This is a genomic window from Dysosmobacter segnis (assembly GCF_014297285.1).
GTDB lineage: Bacteria > Bacillota > Clostridia > Oscillospirales > Oscillospiraceae > Oscillibacter > Oscillibacter segnis.
Genome location: NZ_JACOQI010000019.1, coordinates 19,978 through 36,752, shown reverse-complemented (window position 1 = coordinate 36,752; position 16,775 = coordinate 19,978). Strand labels below are relative to the sequence as shown.

The following is a 16,775-nucleotide window of genomic DNA, read 5'->3' as shown; positions in this document are numbered from 1 at the left end:
TCTTCTCTCCTTCCTGTCTCAGGTCACAGGGAACAACAGCTTCTGATTATCGCTGCTGTACATCGTTTCCTGCCGGACGACGGAAAAGCCCACAGATGAGGCCCCCGTCCAGCTTTCATGCCGGGCCAGCTTTGCCGCAGCCTCCACTGCCAGATACCCGGCGGAGAACACGTTGACTGCCGCAATGGCCGTCACACGGCCCTTTTCCAGCGCAGCGGCGATGCTGGCGGTAGAGCCGCAGCCGTAGAGCAGCGGGAAGGCTTCCTCTCCCCGTGACAGCTCCGCCATTTCCGTCAGCGCCGCTGCTTCAAAGGCGATCACGGCCTTCGGGCGCTCGATCCGCAAAATATTGGCGAAGGCTGTACTGTCGGAGGTCCACCGGCAAATGCGCACCTGCCGGCCCTTTTCTTCCAAAAGTGCCTTGGTCGCTTCCATCCTCTCCCGGATCCCGTTGTCCCCGGGCAGGCTGTCCAGCAGCAGCACCGTGCCGCCGAAGGGCACACCGTTCATCGCCGCTTTGCCCAGCGCCTCGCCCAATGCCTGGTGGTCCATGCTGATAGAGGCATCAGCCCCCCATGCGGTCATATCGGTCTCCACCGTCACAAGGGTCGTCTTCCCCGCAGCGGCGGATACCGCCTCGCCCAGCGCCTCCCGGTCCGCCGGTACCAGCAGAACAGCCGGAGCCGCTCCCGACACCTCATGTTCCAGCAACTGCACCTGTTCAACGGCACTGTTGTCCTCCGCCGGGGTCAGGAAACGCAACTCCACGTTCAGATCCTTGGCCGCCTGCTCCATGCCCTTTCGCATGGCGGAAACATTGCCGTCTCCATCCCGCAGAATAACGGACATTTCCAACAGGGCTGGCTGGTGATGCTTATCACCGGGAGCGAAGGCCAGCAGCCAGAACAGCACGCTCAATCCAATCAGGGGAAGCACCAGCTGCAATAATACTTTCCGGCTCATCGCTCCCCCTCCTTCCGGTACTTCCGGGCGTCCTCTTCCTCCAAGACAGGCAGGCAGATCCGCACCACCGTCCCGTTATCCGGCTCGCTGCGGATGGTCAGGCCATAAGCGCTGCCAAAGGTCAGCTGGATCCGCTGGTGAACATTGCGGAAGCCGATACCGGAGCCCTTTGCCTTCGGGACACTCACATCCCTGGTGGGCTTCAAAAGCTGCTCCACGATTTCCTCCGACATACCCGGCCCGTTGTCTTCCACCTCGATGACCACCGTTTCTCCCTCGCGGAAGGCCCGGATGTGGATCTCGCCGTCACCGTCGGCATACTCCATACCGTGATAGATGGCGTTTTCCAAAATCGGCTGGATGATGAGCTTGATGGTATACAGCTTCTCCACCCCCGGCTCCACGGAAATGTCGGCAGAGAACTTATTCTTATAACGCATTTTCTGGATGGTCAGATAATTCCGGGCGTGTTCGATCTCGTCCCCGATGGGAATGATGTTGCTGCCCTTGCTGAGAGAAATCCGGAAAAACCGGGCCAGCGCCGTCAGCATGACCACAGCCTCCTGTGTCCGGCCGTTCTCCGTCATCCACACCACGCTGTCCAGCGTATTGTACAGGAAATGGGGATTGATCTGGGATTGCAGCACGTCCAGCTCGCTGCGGCGCTTTTCCTCCTCCTGACGGAGAACATCCTCCATCAGGTGCCGCATGGTGGAGATCATGGATTGCACGGAATGGCTCAGATGCTCCACCTCGTAGGGACCGTCCACATTGAAGTCAACGGACTCCACGCCCTTTTCCAACTCTCTCACCGCATGATCCAGCTTTTTCATAGGTGCTGTGATCCATTCCGAAAGCCGCAGGTTCACGAATACCAGCAAAAAGATGGAGAAGGACACTATAAACAGGGCAAACAGCAAAAGCTGACTGTAATTGTCCCGCAGCGTCTCCGCCGGCACCACGCCCACCAGCTTCCAGCCGGTGTAGCCCACTGTTTTCACCGTTACCTGCCGGCGCTGGGACTGAAAGATCTCCGTATGCGTCCCGTCAGCGTATCCGGCGGCCGTCAGGTTGTTTTCCTCCTGCAAGCCCGCATAGAGAAGCTGCTGACGGGGGTGGTAGATGATCTCTCCGTTTCCGTCGATCAGGTAGAGATAACCCTGTCCGTCGAAAAAGGATACATCCTTGCAGATCTGCTCAATGCCGCTGAAGTTCATATCCACCAGCAGCACGCCGCTTTGGATCACGCCGCCCCGGGTCAACTCCACATGGCGGCTGAGGGACACCACCCAATGATACCGCGCGTCGGGGTCCTCAAACAGGTGCTGCACATGAGGCGTGGAAAAATGCAGGTTTTCAATGCGCTCCATGGCGGCGGTGAACCACCCCTCACGGCTGGGCGTCACACTGTTTTTCAATTCTGTCAGGGGCGTGGCGGAGATCAGCTCGCCGTTCCCATCAAACACCGCCAGAGACACCAGTACATCCCGGTCCTTGGCGTACAGCAGCTTCAAAGCATCACGCAGCTCCTGCGCCGTATCGCTCTGCTCCAGATCCGCGCTCTTGATGACCCGGTAGTACACCGTGTCGGATACCCGCATCATGTTCCGCAGATAGCTGTCCAGATTCCAGTTCACCTGTGCCAGCACACGCTGGCTGCTCTCCGCCGCCATCTCGTTGGCGGAGGAGGAAAAGCGCAGCAGCAGCGCCATCCCCAGAAACAGCATTCCAATCACGGCCACCGCCGTAAAGGCGATGGACAGGATCAACTGAATACTGGCATGGTGATACCGCGCTTTCCACCTTGCTTTAAAGCCGGAAGGTTTCTTATCCACAGGTGGCTCCTCTCTCCGTCCGTCACTTACCCTCGCTGCGGTACTTCGTCGGTGTCACGCCGAAATGCCGCTTGAACACATAGCTGAAATAGTTGGGGTCCTCATAGCCGCACCGCTGGGCGATGAGATACGTTTTCTCCTCTGTGCCGCGGATCGCTTCCGCAGCCGCCTCCATCCGCACCGTGGTAACATAGGCTGTGAAGCTGGTCCCCGTTTCCCGTTTGAACAGCGTGGAAAAATAGGTGGAACTTAAATGCAGATACGCGCACAGCTTTTCCACCGACAGGTCGCTCTCCGCGTAATGCTGCCGGATATACTCCTTGGCCGCTTCCACCGTCTGTCCCGCCGAATCCGTCTGACGGCGGCGGATCAGCGTGCGGAGCCGCAGATAGCGCTCCGCACACCAGCCCTCCAGTTCCTCCAGACTGGGCAGCGCGGAGTCCTGAATGGGTAAGGAAAAGCCCGTGCCGAAAACCTCCTCCACGCCCACGCCGGAGCGCCGGGTCATTTTCATCAGGTGCGTCACCAGTTCCATAAGGAACAGGTTGTACTGTCCGGCGGAGGGGTTCGCCTCCCGGATCTTGCCCGCCAGAGCCGCCGCCGCGTCCCGGACCTCCTGTTCGCTGCCCAGTCTCACCGCCGCAGTCAGGGTCCGCTCGTCCGCTTCTTCAAAGGTGAGCACCTGACCGCCGTCCGGCTCCAGGTCTCCGATGTAGATGACCTGTCCACGGCCCACCATGGAGCGGTATTCCAGCGCCGTTCTCGCTTCAGCTGCGGACCGCGCCATCCCGGAAAGCTCTTTGCAGGGGGCGCCCACGCCCACCGTCAGCGTCAGGCTCAGATAGGATGCCGCCAATGTACAGACCCGGTCCAGAACACGGATCAGGTCATAGATGGTAAACGATTCCGTCAGGCTGACGATCACCGCTACCCAGTCATTATACAGGGAGAGCTTGCAGCGATCCGCCGTCAGGGATTCCTCCAGCAGCTTTTGGACGGACAATGTGGACAGGGCGTCTCTCCGGTCGCTGCCGATGTAGGCAAGGCCCACCGCCCATTCCTCGCCCTGAAGGTCGATGTCCAGACGCGCCGCCCGCTCCCGCTCCGTTCCCGGCTCGATGCGGCCGTCCAGCAGATTGGCGTAGAATAATTCCCGCAGGATGGGCAGGTTTTCCATATAGCGGCTGCGGAGAAGCTCCACGTTCCGCCGCTCCGCCCGCTCCCGGTCCAGCTGGTCCTTCAGCCGCCGCAGCACGGCGGACAGTTCATCGGCGTTGATGGGCTTCAGGATGTACTCCACCACGTTCATCTGGATGGCCTGCTTGGCGTACTCGAACGCATCAAAACCGGAAAAGACCACGAACCGGGCCGCCGGGAGCCGGTCTGTCAAAATGCGGCACAGCTCCAGCCCATCCATAAACGGCATCTTGATGTCCGTCAGGATCACGTCAGGCCGCAGACTCTCCGCCAGTTCCAAAGCGTCCTGACCGTTGGCGGCCTCCCCCACCAGAGAGAATCCCAGCCCCAGCCAGTCCATTTTCCGGCTAATACCCTCGCGGATATCCTCCTCGTCATCTACCAACAGCACCCGGTACAGTTCCATGGCTCCGACCTTCTTTCTTGTCTACGGCACCTCCGCCGCCCGGTCCTCCGGCTTTGCCGGATGGAAAAGCAGCGATCCGATAGCAGCCTCTTTTGCGGCTATTATACCACGAAGTGAAGCGAAGCGAAACGGTATGTCCATGTTTTTCGAGTTCAAGGGGTAGTCCGAACGTGAATTGGCTGGATTGCAGGAAGAACGGCGGTTTTTGCCGCCGTTTCGCCGCAAAAAGTTCCAGATAAAGCAAAGATGGCTCGCAAAGGCGGGCCATCTTTGTCGCAGATCATTTTTTCACAAGGTATTTCCGCATATCCAGTGCGCAGGCAAACAGGATGATAGCGCCCTTGATGAGGTATTGCAGATCCTGCGGCACACCCACCATGGTCAGACCCACGAAGATCAGCCGCAGCATGACAACGCCGATAACGATACCTCTGATCTTACCGATGCCGCCCACGAAGGACACGCCGCCGATGACGCAGGCCGCGATTGCGTCCAACTCATAGTTCAGGCCGGTGTTGGCCGTGTTGGAGCCGATACGTGCGCCCTCGATGAAGCCGGTAAAACCATACATAGCGCCGGCCAGGGCGAAAACGCCCACCGTCACGCCGAACACATTGACGCCGGAAACTCTGGCGGCCTCCTCGTTGGAGCCGAGAGCGAACATATTCTTGCCGAAGGTGGTCTTGTTCCACACGAACCACATGACCGCCGTCAGCACAATGGCGAACAGCACATAGTTGGGGATGGGGGTGCCGCCGATGCTGAACAGGCTGCCCTTGACAAAGCCGGTGTAGGACGGGTCAAGGTTGGAGATAGCCATGCCCTTGTTGTTGCCCTGCTGGACATACAAAAGCAGCACGGTGTAGAGGATCAGCTGGGTGCCCAGCGTCACGATGAAGGGGTGCAGCTTGAATTTCGCCACGAAAAAGCCGTTGAAGCAGCCGATCGCCGCGCCGATGAGCATGGCAAGCACAATGACCACGGGAATGGGCAGAGTACCGATCTGCGGCCACATCTTGTTGGCCATGTTAGCGGCGTTCTGCAGCAGAGATGCAGAGATACAGGCGGTGATGCCCACGGCACGGCCTGCGGACAGGTCGGTACCGGTCAGCACGATACAGCCGCCGATGCCCAATGCGGCAGGCAGATAGGCCGCCGTCTGGGAGAGGATGTTGATGAGTGATGCGGGTTTGATGAAGTTGGGGTTCTTGATGGCGATGTAAACGACCGCAATGGCCATGATGATGAGCAATGCGTTATTTAAAAGGATATCTCCCACCCGCTGGGCCGTCCACGGCTGCCGGACACGGGCTTCCTTTTCCTGTACGTTCGTTTCTTGATTCACAGTGCGCTCCTCCTTACACATATTTGGCTGCCAGCGTCAGAATCTCCTCCTGGCTGGTGTTCCGGGCATCCACCTCGCCGGCCAGAACACCGCCGGACATGACCAGAATACGGTCACAAATGCCCAACAGCTCCGGCATTTCGGAGGACACCATGATGACACCCTTCCCCTCCTTGGCAAGGTCGAGGATCAGCTGGTAGATCTCGTATTTCGCGCCCACGTCGATACCGCGGGTCGGCTCGTCCAGCAGCAGGACCTCAGGCTTAGTCAGAAGCCAGCGGCCGATGATGACCTTCTGCTGGTTTCCGCCGGAGAGCGAGCGGATCTGTGTGGATTGACTGGGCGTTTTGATGTGCATGGCCTGGATCGCCCAGTCGGTATCTTCTTTCATTTTCTTATCGCTGAGGCAGAAACCGCCTGCCAGATAGCTTTTCAGGTTAGAAATGACGGTGTTTTCCTTGATATCACGGATCCCGAAGATACCCGTGGCCCGGCGTTCCTCCGTCAGCAGGGCGAAGCCGTTTTTAATGGCTTCCCGGGGGGTCTTGTTCTTGATCTCCTTACCGTGGAGGCGGATGGTGCCGCTCTCCTTGGTCATGGCGCCGAACAGATTCTCCAGCACCTCCGTGCGTCCGGAGCCGTCCAGTCCGGCGATACCCAGCACCTCACCCTTGCGCAGCTGGAAGCTGGCGTCCTTCAGGCGGGTGTATTTGCCCGCCAGATGCTCCACTTCCAGAATCACCTCGCCGGGCTTATTGTCCTTGGGCGGGAAACGGTTGGTCAGTTCGCGGCCCACCATCAGCTTGATGATCTCCTCCATGGTCAGGTCCTTGGCGTGGCGCGTTGCCACCCACTGACCGTCACGCATGATGGTGACCTCGTCACTGATGCGGAGGATCTCGTCCATCTTGTGGCTGATGTAAATGATGCCGCAGCCCCGCTCCTTCAGCATATTGATGATGCGGAACAGGTGCTCGACCTCCGCCTCCGTCAGAGAGGAGGTAGGCTCATCGAATACGATGATCTTCGCGTTATAGCTGACCGCCTTGGCGATCTCCACCATCTGCCGCTGGGAAACGGGCAGGGTGGACATGATGGCCTTGGGGTCCACATGGACATCCAGCTCCTCAAAGATCTCCCGGGTGCGCTTGCGCATGACAGACTCGCTGACCATGAGACCCGCCACCTTGGGATAGCGGCCCAGCCACAGGTTATCCATGACGCTGCGGGTCAGGGCCTGATTCAGTTCCTGATGGACCATGGCCACGCCGTTTTCCAGCGCCTCTTTTGAACTTTTGAAATCAACTTCCTTACCGTCCAGAACGATGGTACCTGCATTCTTGGCATAAATGCCGAACAGACATTTCATCAGGGTGGACTTTCCTGCGCCGTTCTCACCCATCAGGGCGTGGACGGTGCCGGGCCGGACGGTAAGGGAAACGCCATCCAGCGCCTTGACACCAGGGAATTCCTTTGTGATATTCCGCATTTCCAGCAATGCCGGCTGCTCCATATTGCGTTTACCTCCTATCTGCGTGATTCCCGCGGCAGACCCCTTACGGCACGTTCCGTCCGTCCCGGGGTTCGTTCCACTGCGGGTTGAAAAGCGGCCCGAACCGGAACCGCTTGAATTGTAAAGCGGGGCTGTCGAACCGACAGCCCCGCTTATCCTTACTGTTTAATGGGGCGAGAGAAGCGATGGTCTGGCTTATTCGCCGGTGTAGGTGGCGTAAGGCACACGGATCTTGGCAACACCCTCGTCCACGTTGAAGGAGGAGGTGTTATCCATCAGGTTACCGCCGCCCTGAACGCTGCTGACCAGGTTCAGAATGGTGGAAGCCATGCCCTCGGCATCCTGCTTGATGGTGCCGGTCATCTTGCCCTCGTTGATGAGCTGCTTGGCAGAATCGGTAGCGTCAACGCCGAACACGGGGATGGTCTTGCCGTCGCCGGTGTTGTAGCCGGCGCCCTGCAGAGCAGAGACAGCGCCCTCGGCCATGCCGTCATTGTTGCAGATGATCAGCTCGACCATGTTGCCGTTAGCCTCGGAATACTCGGGGAGGATGGTGGCCATGTAGTCGTTAGCAGCCTGAGCGGACCACTTGCCGCCCTGATCGACCAGGTACTTATCGGTAGCGGAAGCGTTGTAGTAAGCCAGTTCGGGCTTGCCAGCGGCAGTCAGGACAGCGTTGGCGTCCTCCACGCCGAACTGAGTACGGGCCTCAGCCTCAGCGTTGCCTTCCTGGCCCTTGAACATCACGTAGGAGATGACGCCGTCGCCGTTCAGGTCCACGGTGTCATAGTTCTCCAGCAGATACTCGCCGACCATCTGGCCCTGCATGTGACCGGCCTCGGGAGCGTTGGTGCCGACGAAGGCGCACTTCTCATAGCTGTTCACAACATCGTCAGAAACCTCACGGTTGAAGAAGATGATGGGGATACCGGCGGTCTTAGCGGCCTCAACAGCGTTCTGAGCGGCATCGGGAGAGGAAGTCTCAACGATGTTGACGATCAGCAGGTTGGCGCCGTTGGAGATGGCGGTGTTGATCTGGTCGGTCTGCTGGGCCTGGTTGCCAGCACCGTCATAGTTGGTGTAGTTCACGCCCATAGCCTTGAGCTGCTCATCCATGGAGCTGCGGACGCTGGAGATGTACACGTCAGAGTAGTCATAGTAGAACACGCCCACGTTCAGCGCGGCGGTCTCCGTGTTCTCAGTGCCAGAGGTAGAGGGCTGCTCCGTGGTCTTGCTGCCGCAGCCGGCCAACAGGCCCAGCATCATGACAGCAGACAGGAGAATTGCAAGTGTCTTTTTCATCTTAGTTCCTCCTCAAGATCATTGATCATCCGTTCAAGGCGGTCAGGCCGCCTCGCCGTTATGATGCTATTGTATCGGCTCTCCCCTGAAAAAGCGATAGAAAAAACTTCGCTGATATAGGAAAAAACTCATGGACTTCTTGGTATTTTCATAGAATTTTCGACGTAATCGATTGCGGCAATTGTAAAAAATTCCAATCAACATGTTTCGACACGGGCGTTTCCAAGCCCGCAGGCCTATCCCCCACTCCCGCAAATGAAGAAACAGCCGCCTTCATTGAGAAAACGGCTGCTTAACATATTGAAAAAGCCCTTTCTGCCCGCTGCGGAAAGCTCACCGCTCTATTGACAGGCTCTCAGGTATTGTCCCGGCTGATAGGTTCCCGGACCAGCAGCCGCAGCAGCGCCTTGCCGTTGAAGGGAACCAGTGGATAGAGATACCCTTTCCCAACCAGCGGCTTTGTGGTGCACAGCAGAACGAAGATCCCCACTACGCCCAGGCAAAATCCCCAGACGTCAAAGGCCGCCGTCACCAGCAGCAGCGCCACCCGCAGCAGTTTGAAGGCGTAGCCCAGTTCATAGCTGGGCTGGGCGAACCCCGCCACGGACACGAAGGCCATATACACCAGCACCTCCGGCCCCAGCCATCCGGCCTGCACGGCAAAATCCCCCAGAACCAAGGCTCCCAGCATGGAAAAGGAATTGGAAAGACTGTCCGGTGTGTTCAGGGACGCCAGCTTTAATACGTCGATGAGAAATTCCACCACCAGAAGCTGACTCAGCAGGCTCAAAGACACCGGCTCCGGGGAAGACAGGAAGTTCAGCCACCCCGGCAAACGGTTCGGTTCGCTGACCATGAGATACCACGCCGGGGTAATAAATAAAGAAAGGAGAAATACCGTTACCCGCAGGACCCGGAGATAGGTGCCAACCAGCGGCGGGAAGTAATAGTCGTTGGATTCCTGTGTGAAATCGAAAAAACCGGTGGGCAAAATCATCACAGAGGGGGAATTGTCCACCATCAGGACGATGCTGCCCTCCATGATACTGGCCGCCGCCGCGTCGGGTCGCTCTGTATAGCGCACTTTCGGAAATGGATTATACCATTGTTTAGGCCGGATGGCCTCCGCCAGACTTTCCTGGGCCATGGAGAGGGAGCGGACATCCAGTCCCAGCAGCTTGCCCCGGAGCTTCCGCAGCAGGTCCTGATCCACCTTGTCATCCAGATAGCAGAGGACCGCGTCATTATGGGTGCGGGAACCAACCTTGTGCCCCTCCATAGTGAGGTGCGGGTCCCGGATGCGGCGGCGCAGCAGCGCCATATTGGGCACCACTGCCTCTACAAAGCCGTCGTGGCTGCCCCGGAGCACCTTGCCGTCCGGCGGCTCGTGTACGCTCCGGCTGGGGTAGCCCTTGGCGTCCATCAGCGCCACCCCCGCCAGTCCCTCCACCGCCAGCAGGGATTTTCCCAAAAATACGGAGGTCACGGCGTCGGATATGTCAAAGGTGACGTTGGATTCCGAAAAAGTGATATACCGGTCCAGAAAGTCCTGCATTTCGGTGAGACTCATCACGTTTTCCGGCTTCAGTGTCAGCCAGAAAGCCCCCATCCGCTCAAGGATGCTGTCACTGCCAAAGCCGTCCACCACCCACAGCCGGGCCCGCCGTCCGCCGATCAGGTAATCCCGGCTCACCATGTCGCAGCTGCGGCCCACGCCTAAAAGGCCGTCCAGCACCCGGACGTTTTCCCGGTAATCATTCGAGATTTTTTCCATGCGATCCCTCCGTTTCTGGAGGTAGTATGTGCCGGGAATCAAATTTTATGGCAAAAAAGGAACAGACCCGCAAAGGTCTGTTCCTTTTACATTTTATAATGTTATGCTTTCTTCGGACGGACGGCCCGGAAAATCAGGCCAATAACCAGCCCCAGGATCGCGGGGCAGATCCAGCCCAGGCCGATGGTGGCAAAGGGCAGCGCCTTGCCCACAGTGTCGACCAAGCCATTCACATGGAGCACCGCACGGAGATGATCCGGCAGCGTCCGCAGCAGATCGTAGAAAGCCGCCACCAGAGTCAGGCCGGTGACCCAGGCGTACACAGCCCGGTCATGGTCAAAGAAGTGGCCCAGCAGCGCCAGCAGGATCAGGGTGATGGCCAGAGGATACAGGAACATCAGCACCGGCACAGCGTAGGTGATGATGGCGGTCAGGCCCACGTTGGCCAGTAGGAAGGAAATGCCCGTGAACACGAACACCCAATTCCGATAGGACAGGCCCTTGGGGAACATCCCCACGAAGGTCTCCGCGCAGCTGGTGATAAGGCCCACCGCCGTTTTCAGGCAGGCCAGCGTCACGGTGGCAGCCAGCACCAACAAGCCCGCCTTGCCCAGATAGTGCTGGGCGATCTGTGCCAGCGCCGTGCCGCCGTTGGGAGCGGCTTCCAGCGCGCCCCGGCTCCAGACGCCCATCAGCGTCACCAGCAGATAGATCACGCCCATCAGCAGGCAGCTAAGAATACCGGAGCGGACGGTGGTCATGGCCACGGATTCCGCCTTTTCCACACCCAACCCCTGAATCACCTGCACCACCACGATGCCGAAGGCAAGGCTTGCCAGGGCGTCCATGGTGTTATAGCCCTCCAGAAAGCCGGTGAAGAAGGGCTGTGCGGCATAAGCACCCTGAGGCTCCACCGCGCCGATGCTGGTGGTGGGATGCAGGATCGTCACGAACACCATGATTGCCAGGAACACCAAGAAGCATGGCGTCAGGACCTTGCCTACATAAGTAAGGATCTTGCCCGGCCGCAGAGAAAGGACCAACGTCACAGCGAAAAACAGCAGAGAGAACAGCAGCAGGTAGAGCCAGCTTTTGTCATCGTGGGGCAGGATCTGCTCCAGACCCACGGTGAAGGAAGTCGTTGCGCACCGGGGAATGGCGAAAAACGGCCCGATGGTCAGATAAAGAGCGCAGGTAAAGAAGAACGCATAGGGACGGCCCACCTTATGACTGAGGTCAAAAAGGCCGTTGCTGCGGCTGATGCCCAAGGCAGCCACGCCCAGCAGAGGCAGGCCCACGCCGGTGATCAGGAAGCCAAGAACGGCCGCCCACATATTCCGGCCAGCCACCTGTCCCATATAAACCGGGAAAATCAGGTTTCCTGCGCCGAAGAACATGCCGAACAGCATACTGGCCACATAGATGTATTCTTTAAAACTCAGTTTTTGCTTCATGGATCGATTTCTCCTCCTCGTGTTTCTTCCCTCAGAACACTGTAAACCCTAAAACAGCTCTGCCGGTTGGGAAGCTGCTTTGCCGCCTTCCGTTCGACAGCAATCGCTTCATTATAGCATCTGAATAGCTGAAAGGCAACTGAAAACACATTTTTCAACAGACCGCTTGCGCTTCTGCTGTTCGTATGCTATTATCAGTTAGATCTATCTAACCGGCGTAAAGGAGTATTCTATGCGTTTTTCCGCTTCTGCTTTCGCGCCCGCCTGCGCATCCCCCAACCCCTGCGAGGCCGATCCTCTGCGCCTCTATCCGGACGCCTCCGGCGGTGAAGCCGCTGTGACCCGGTACCGGGTATTCCCCGGTATGGAGCTGGACTACCGGGATGTTCATGCCCGTGCCTGCCGGGAACTGCGGGATGGTTCCGGGGAACGGCTGGAGATCCATCACTGTCTGGAAGGACGGGTGGAATACCGGCAGAACGGCCGCTATTTCTATCTGTCTCCGGGAGATCTGGCGGTAGCCCGCACCTCTTCCCTGCCTCCGGACAGCCGCTTCCCCACCGGTCATTACCACGGAATCACCGTCACCATTGATCCCGCTGCCGCGCCGGAGTGCCTTTCCTGTATTCTCAGCGATGTGGAAGTGCGGCCGGCCACCCTGATGGAAAAGCTGTGCCCCGGCAGGACGGTTTTCACCGCCCGGTCCTCCCGGCGGGTAAAGCACGTGTTTTCTGAGTTGTACGCCGTCCCGGAGGACATCCGCAAGGGATATTTTAAGGTAAAGCTTCTGGAGCTTCTCCTATTTCTCAGCACCCTATCCCCGGAGGATGGGCAGACTCCCCACGGCTGCACCGCCGCACAGGTCACTCTGGCGGAGCAGGTCAAGGCCTGTCTGTTGGCAGAACCAGACCGGACCTTGACCCTCAAAAGCTTATCCCAGCAGTTCAACGTCTCCGAGGCGCAGATCAAAAGCAGCTTCACCGGAGTCTACGGTATGTCTCCGGCATCCTACGCCCGCTCACAGCGGATGCACGGCGCGGCGGCGCTGTTGCGGGAAACCGAGCGGACGGTGCTGGACATCGCCTGTCAGTTTGGCTATGACAATGCCAGCAAATTCGCCAGAGCCTTCCGGGATGTGATCGGCGTTTCTCCCCGGGAGTACCGGGCCGGTGCGGAATATGACAGCTGCGCGCCCCGATTGGGCGAAAAACCGGTTTCCCTCTCGGATGCTGACGTGGAAAGGCGGATTTGACCGCAATCATACAGGAGCGGAAGTCTGACATGGACTTCCGCTTCTTCTGTTCAGGATTATTTTGCCACATTCACTGTTTTGGAGCCGTACCCGACGTTTTGGAGCGGATACGGCTCCAAGCTTTTGATAAGATACAGTCACAGGGGTCAAGCTTCACTTTTCCTTCCCCAGCAGTTAAGGTTATCTAACCACAATCATCACCGCACAGGCGGACGCTTCTCACACCGGCGTGCCGCTTGTGCCGTGAGAACCGCCGTTAGCAGTCCGAGCAAGCAAGGAGGTCACGGTATGTCTGAGGAAAATCTGGTGCGGCAATGCGCACCGACTCTGGCCGGGATCAAAACCGGCACCATCTTCCCCGCGCCGTTCACCTCTCTGTCAGAGCTGACGGCGGAGATCAGGGAGTTGAATCGAATTCTGGTCCCAAAGGGCCTGCGGCTGCTGCCTCTGCGCTATCAGGGCCACACCGCGCTGCTGTACCTCTACCGTCCCGCTGAGCTGCGGGTGGACCTGAAGGACCAGTTGGCGGAAGCACTGCTGGCAGATGCCGGGTATTCCGGTAAAAGCAGTGAGCAGTGCGTGGCCTATCTGGCCAAGCGCTTCCGCTCCGGGGGCGAATTTCCCCACGAGGTAGGGCTGTTTCTCAGCTATCCGCCTCAGGATGTGCGGGGCTTCATCGAAAATCACGCCGTCAATTACAAGTGCGCCGGTCTCTGGAAGGTTTACGGTGACGAGGCGCTGGCCCGGCGGTTGTTTGATAAGTTCCGCAAATGCACCGATATCTACTGCGCCCTCTGGCGTGCCGGTTCCGGCATTGACCAGTTGGCCGTCGCAGTCTGATATACCAACGGTCAATGACCGATCCCGCAAGAAAGGAGATTTTTACGATGAAGAAAACCGCAGTGATTTATTGGAGCGGCACCGGCAACACCAAGCAGATGGCGGAGGCCGTTCTGGAGGGCATGAAGAGTGCCGGAGCCGAAGCCGCCCTGTTAGAAGCCGCACAGGTGGACGCTTCCACCTTCAGCGGCGTGGATGCCGTGGCCTTCGGATGCCCCGCTATGGGTTCTGAGGTACTGGAGGAAATGGAGTTTGAGCCTATGTTCTCCGCCTGCAAGAGCCACTTAAGCGGCAAGAAGGTGGCGCTGTTCGGCTCCTACGGCTGGGGCGACGGCGAATGGATGCGGTCCTGGGAAAAGGACTGTGATGACGCCGGAATCAACTTGGTCTGTGAAAGCATCATCTGTCAGGAAGCCCCTGACGGCGATACACTGGAAGCCTGCCGCGCCATGGGCAAGCTGCTGGCGGAATGAACCTTCAACACACCTCTATTTTTATATCTTTCCTTATTTCCTAATCTTTCCTGAAACCTTATCTTCCTATTTTTATCTTTCCTATCTTTCCTTTTTCCCCGCCGGAGATCCGCAGGTCTCCGCCGCACTCCGGACCGGATGGGGCCGGTCCGGAGTGCAAATGCCATTTTGTCTTAATCGAAAAACAGGCCGGGACTGCTGACAGCGTCCCGGTCTGTTCCCGTTCAATTATCTCATATTCGCTATGCCAGTTCAAAGTATAGCTGATATTTGCACAAAACATTTTTTGCTGACCCTGCCGATTTTCTGCGGTTTTTCCAAAAATAATTTTCCCCGTTGACAGGGACGGTCAACAGTGCTACGCTATGCCCATCGAAAACGGAACCCGAACACCGGGGACGGAAAGGAGACGCACCAACATGATTGTAACTCGCTTTGGTATGATGATGTGCATGATGGACATGGGGATGATGACCATGCCCAAGCCTTTGTGCGCCTCCGCGAAAAACCTCTCCTGTGTGTAACAGTTATGCTGTTCAGAAGGGCGGAAAGCGGCGACGCTTTCCGCCCTCTTTATTTTCGCAGCAACGAAAGAAGGATATTATGATCAAGCTGGAACATATCAGCAAGACCTTTGGAGATACCGGCGATGGGGTCCACGCCGTCAAGGACGTCTCCCTTGAAATCGGAGACGGCGAGATCTTCGGCATTATCGGCTTCTCCGGTGCGGGAAAGTCCACGCTGGTCCGCTGCATCAACCTTTTAGAGCGGCCTACCAGCGGCAGCATCACCGTCAACGGTCAGAAGCTGACTTGGATGGAGAAGCAGGCGGACGGCAAGTCCTGTATGCGTACCGTCTCCCCCCAAGAGCTGCGGCAGGCCCGGAAAAAGATCAGCATGATCTTTCAGGGCTTCAACCTGCTGATGCAGCGGACCTGTCTGAAAAATGTCTGCTTCCCCATGGAGCTTTCCGGTGTACCCAAGGCTCAGGCCGAGAAAAAGGCGCTGGAACTGCTGGATCTGGTGGGTCTGAAGGAAAAGGCAAGTGCCTATCCCGCCCAGCTCTCCGGCGGTCAGAAGCAGCGGGTGGCCATCGCCCGGGCGCTGGCTACGGACCCGAAGGTGCTTCTCTGCGATGAGGCCACCTCCGCTCTGGACCCCACCACCACCAATTCCATCCTCGCGCTTTTGAAGGAGCTGAACCAAAAACTGGGGGTCACGGTGGTCATCATCACCCACCAGATGAGCGTTATCGAGGAGATCTGCACCCGCGTCGCCATTTTGGACGGCGGCGAGGTGGCCGAGGAAGGCCGGGTGGAGGACATCTTCGCCCATCCCGCCACCGACGCGGCCCGCCGTCTGGTGTATCCCGGCGGCGTCAGCGCTAAGCAGTACCCCGCAGGCACCCGGGCCGTCCGGGTCTCCTTCAACGGCGGCACGGTCTACGATCCCCTTATCGCCTCGCTGGCGATCGAGTGCGGCGTCAAAGTCAACATTCTGGGCGCTGACACCCGGAATATCGACGGCAAGGCCTTCGGCACCATGCTCCTGCTTTTGCCGGACGATCCCAACGAGGCTGCCAAGGCTCTGAGCTACATCCGTTCCCAACCCAATATCACCGCAGAGGAGGTGGAGTATCATGCTTGAGGTCATTTCTGCATTCTGGTCGGAATACGGCGGCATCCTGCTCACCGGCACCCGGGATACGCTGGTGATGGTGCTGATCTCCACCCTGTTCGCCTATCTGCTGGGATTGCCTCTGGGCGTTGCCCTCACCGTTACCCAGCCCCACGGCATCTGCCCCAGCAAAACCGTGAATCAGATCTTAGGCTGGATCGTCAACATCGGCCGCTCCGTGCCCTTTATCATCCTGATGGTGGCCATCATGCCCTTCACCAAGCTGGTGGTGGGTACCAAGATTGGCGTCAAGGGCGCCATCGTGCCTCTGGTGGTCTCCGCCGCCCCCTTCATCGCCCGCATGGTGGAAACCTCTCTGGCAGAGGTAGACGCCGGCGTGGTGGAGGCCGCTCAGTCCATGGGCGCGTCCACCTGCCAGATCATCCGGAAGGTCTATCTGCCGGAGGCCAAGCCCTCTCTGGTATTAGGCGGAGCCATTTCCATCGTAACTATTTTGGGCTACACCGCCATTGCCGGTACCGTAGGCGCCGGCGGTCTGGGCGATATCGCCGTGCGGTACGGTCACCAGCGGTTCATCACCTCGGTGATGTGGGTAACGGTGGTCATCCTGATCATCATGGTGCAGATTGTTCAGTCCCTGTTCGGCTGGCTGTCCAAGAAGATCGACAAACGGCTGGATACCGGCGCAGGCAAACTCACCGCCTTCGACCTGCTCTCCCGTCTGGCCCACACCAAGTAAGTCCCCCGCATTTCATTTGTTTTCATCGCCTGTCCCCCTATGTG

General features: G+C 58.3%; 13 protein-coding genes. 5 read left to right on the top strand and 8 right to left on the bottom strand.

What is annotated here, in order from left to right; all coding sequences use genetic code 11:
* Window positions 1–18: 18 nt before the first annotated feature.
* The 8 genes from H8Z83_RS15000 to brnQ all read right to left on the bottom strand — a co-directional run bounded on the left by H8Z83_RS15000 (window position 19) and on the right by brnQ (window position 11,789).
* On the bottom strand, window positions 19–963 hold the full coding sequence (locus tag H8Z83_RS15000; protein ID WP_187015798.1) for a substrate-binding domain-containing protein: 945 nt from the start codon (window positions 961–963) through the stop codon (window positions 19–21).
* On the bottom strand, window positions 960–2,798 hold the full coding sequence (locus H8Z83_RS14995) for a cache domain-containing sensor histidine kinase (protein WP_337786324.1): 1,839 nt from the start codon (window positions 2,796–2,798) through the stop codon (window positions 960–962). The genes H8Z83_RS15000 and H8Z83_RS14995 overlap by 4 nt, the downstream gene beginning before the upstream one ends.
* A 22-nt stretch (window positions 2,799–2,820) precedes the next feature.
* Entirely contained in the window at window positions 2,821–4,401 is a 1,581-nt protein-coding gene (locus tag H8Z83_RS14990; protein WP_187015797.1) for a response regulator, read from the bottom strand.
* Window positions 4,402–4,681: 280 nt separating this feature from the next.
* Window positions 4,682–5,746, bottom strand: coding sequence for a galactose/methyl galactoside ABC transporter permease MglC (locus tag H8Z83_RS14985; RefSeq protein ID WP_253099043.1), 1,065 nt, complete (start codon window positions 5,744–5,746; stop codon window positions 4,682–4,684).
* A gap of 13 nt (window positions 5,747–5,759) precedes the next feature.
* On the bottom strand, window positions 5,760–7,259 hold the full coding sequence (locus tag H8Z83_RS14980; protein WP_187015795.1) for a sugar ABC transporter ATP-binding protein: 1,500 nt from the start codon (window positions 7,257–7,259) through the stop codon (window positions 5,760–5,762).
* Window positions 7,260–7,454: 195 nt separating this feature from the next.
* Window positions 7,455–8,561, bottom strand: coding sequence for a galactose ABC transporter substrate-binding protein (locus tag H8Z83_RS14975; protein WP_187015794.1), 1,107 nt, complete (start codon window positions 8,559–8,561; stop codon window positions 7,455–7,457).
* 355 nt (window positions 8,562–8,916) lie between these two features.
* The gene (locus H8Z83_RS14970; RefSeq protein WP_187015793.1) at window positions 8,917–10,335 is read right to left on the bottom strand and encodes a spore germination protein; all 1,419 of its coding nucleotides are present in this window, start codon (window positions 10,333–10,335) and stop codon (window positions 8,917–8,919) included.
* 101 nt (window positions 10,336–10,436) lie between these two features.
* Window positions 10,437–11,789, bottom strand: coding sequence for a branched-chain amino acid transport system II carrier protein (brnQ, locus tag H8Z83_RS14965; RefSeq protein ID WP_187015792.1), 1,353 nt, complete (start codon window positions 11,787–11,789; stop codon window positions 10,437–10,439).
* Window positions 11,790–12,021: 232 nt separating this feature from the next.
* Between brnQ and H8Z83_RS14960 the strand changes: the two genes are divergently transcribed.
* From H8Z83_RS14960 to H8Z83_RS14940, 5 genes are all read left to right on the top strand, one after another.
* Window positions 12,022–13,041: an AraC family transcriptional regulator gene (locus H8Z83_RS14960; RefSeq protein WP_187015791.1), complete on the top strand. Its 1,020-nt coding sequence runs from the start codon at window positions 12,022–12,024 to the stop codon at window positions 13,039–13,041.
* 288 nt (window positions 13,042–13,329) lie between these two features.
* Window positions 13,330–13,881 carry a DUF3793 family protein gene (locus H8Z83_RS14955; protein ID WP_187015790.1) on the top strand — a complete coding sequence of 184 codons (552 nt, stop codon included), beginning with the start codon at window positions 13,330–13,332 and terminating at the stop codon, window positions 13,879–13,881.
* A gap of 47 nt (window positions 13,882–13,928) precedes the next feature.
* Window positions 13,929–14,354, top strand: coding sequence for a flavodoxin (locus H8Z83_RS14950; RefSeq protein WP_187015789.1), 426 nt, complete (start codon window positions 13,929–13,931; stop codon window positions 14,352–14,354).
* 603 nt (window positions 14,355–14,957) lie between these two features.
* Window positions 14,958–16,001, top strand: coding sequence for a methionine ABC transporter ATP-binding protein (locus tag H8Z83_RS14945; RefSeq protein ID WP_187015788.1), 1,044 nt, complete (start codon window positions 14,958–14,960; stop codon window positions 15,999–16,001).
* Entirely contained in the window at window positions 15,994–16,731 is a 738-nt protein-coding gene (locus H8Z83_RS14940; protein ID WP_187015787.1) for a methionine ABC transporter permease, read from the top strand. The genes H8Z83_RS14945 and H8Z83_RS14940 overlap by 8 nt, the downstream gene beginning before the upstream one ends.
* Window positions 16,732–16,775: the final 44 nt, after the last annotated feature.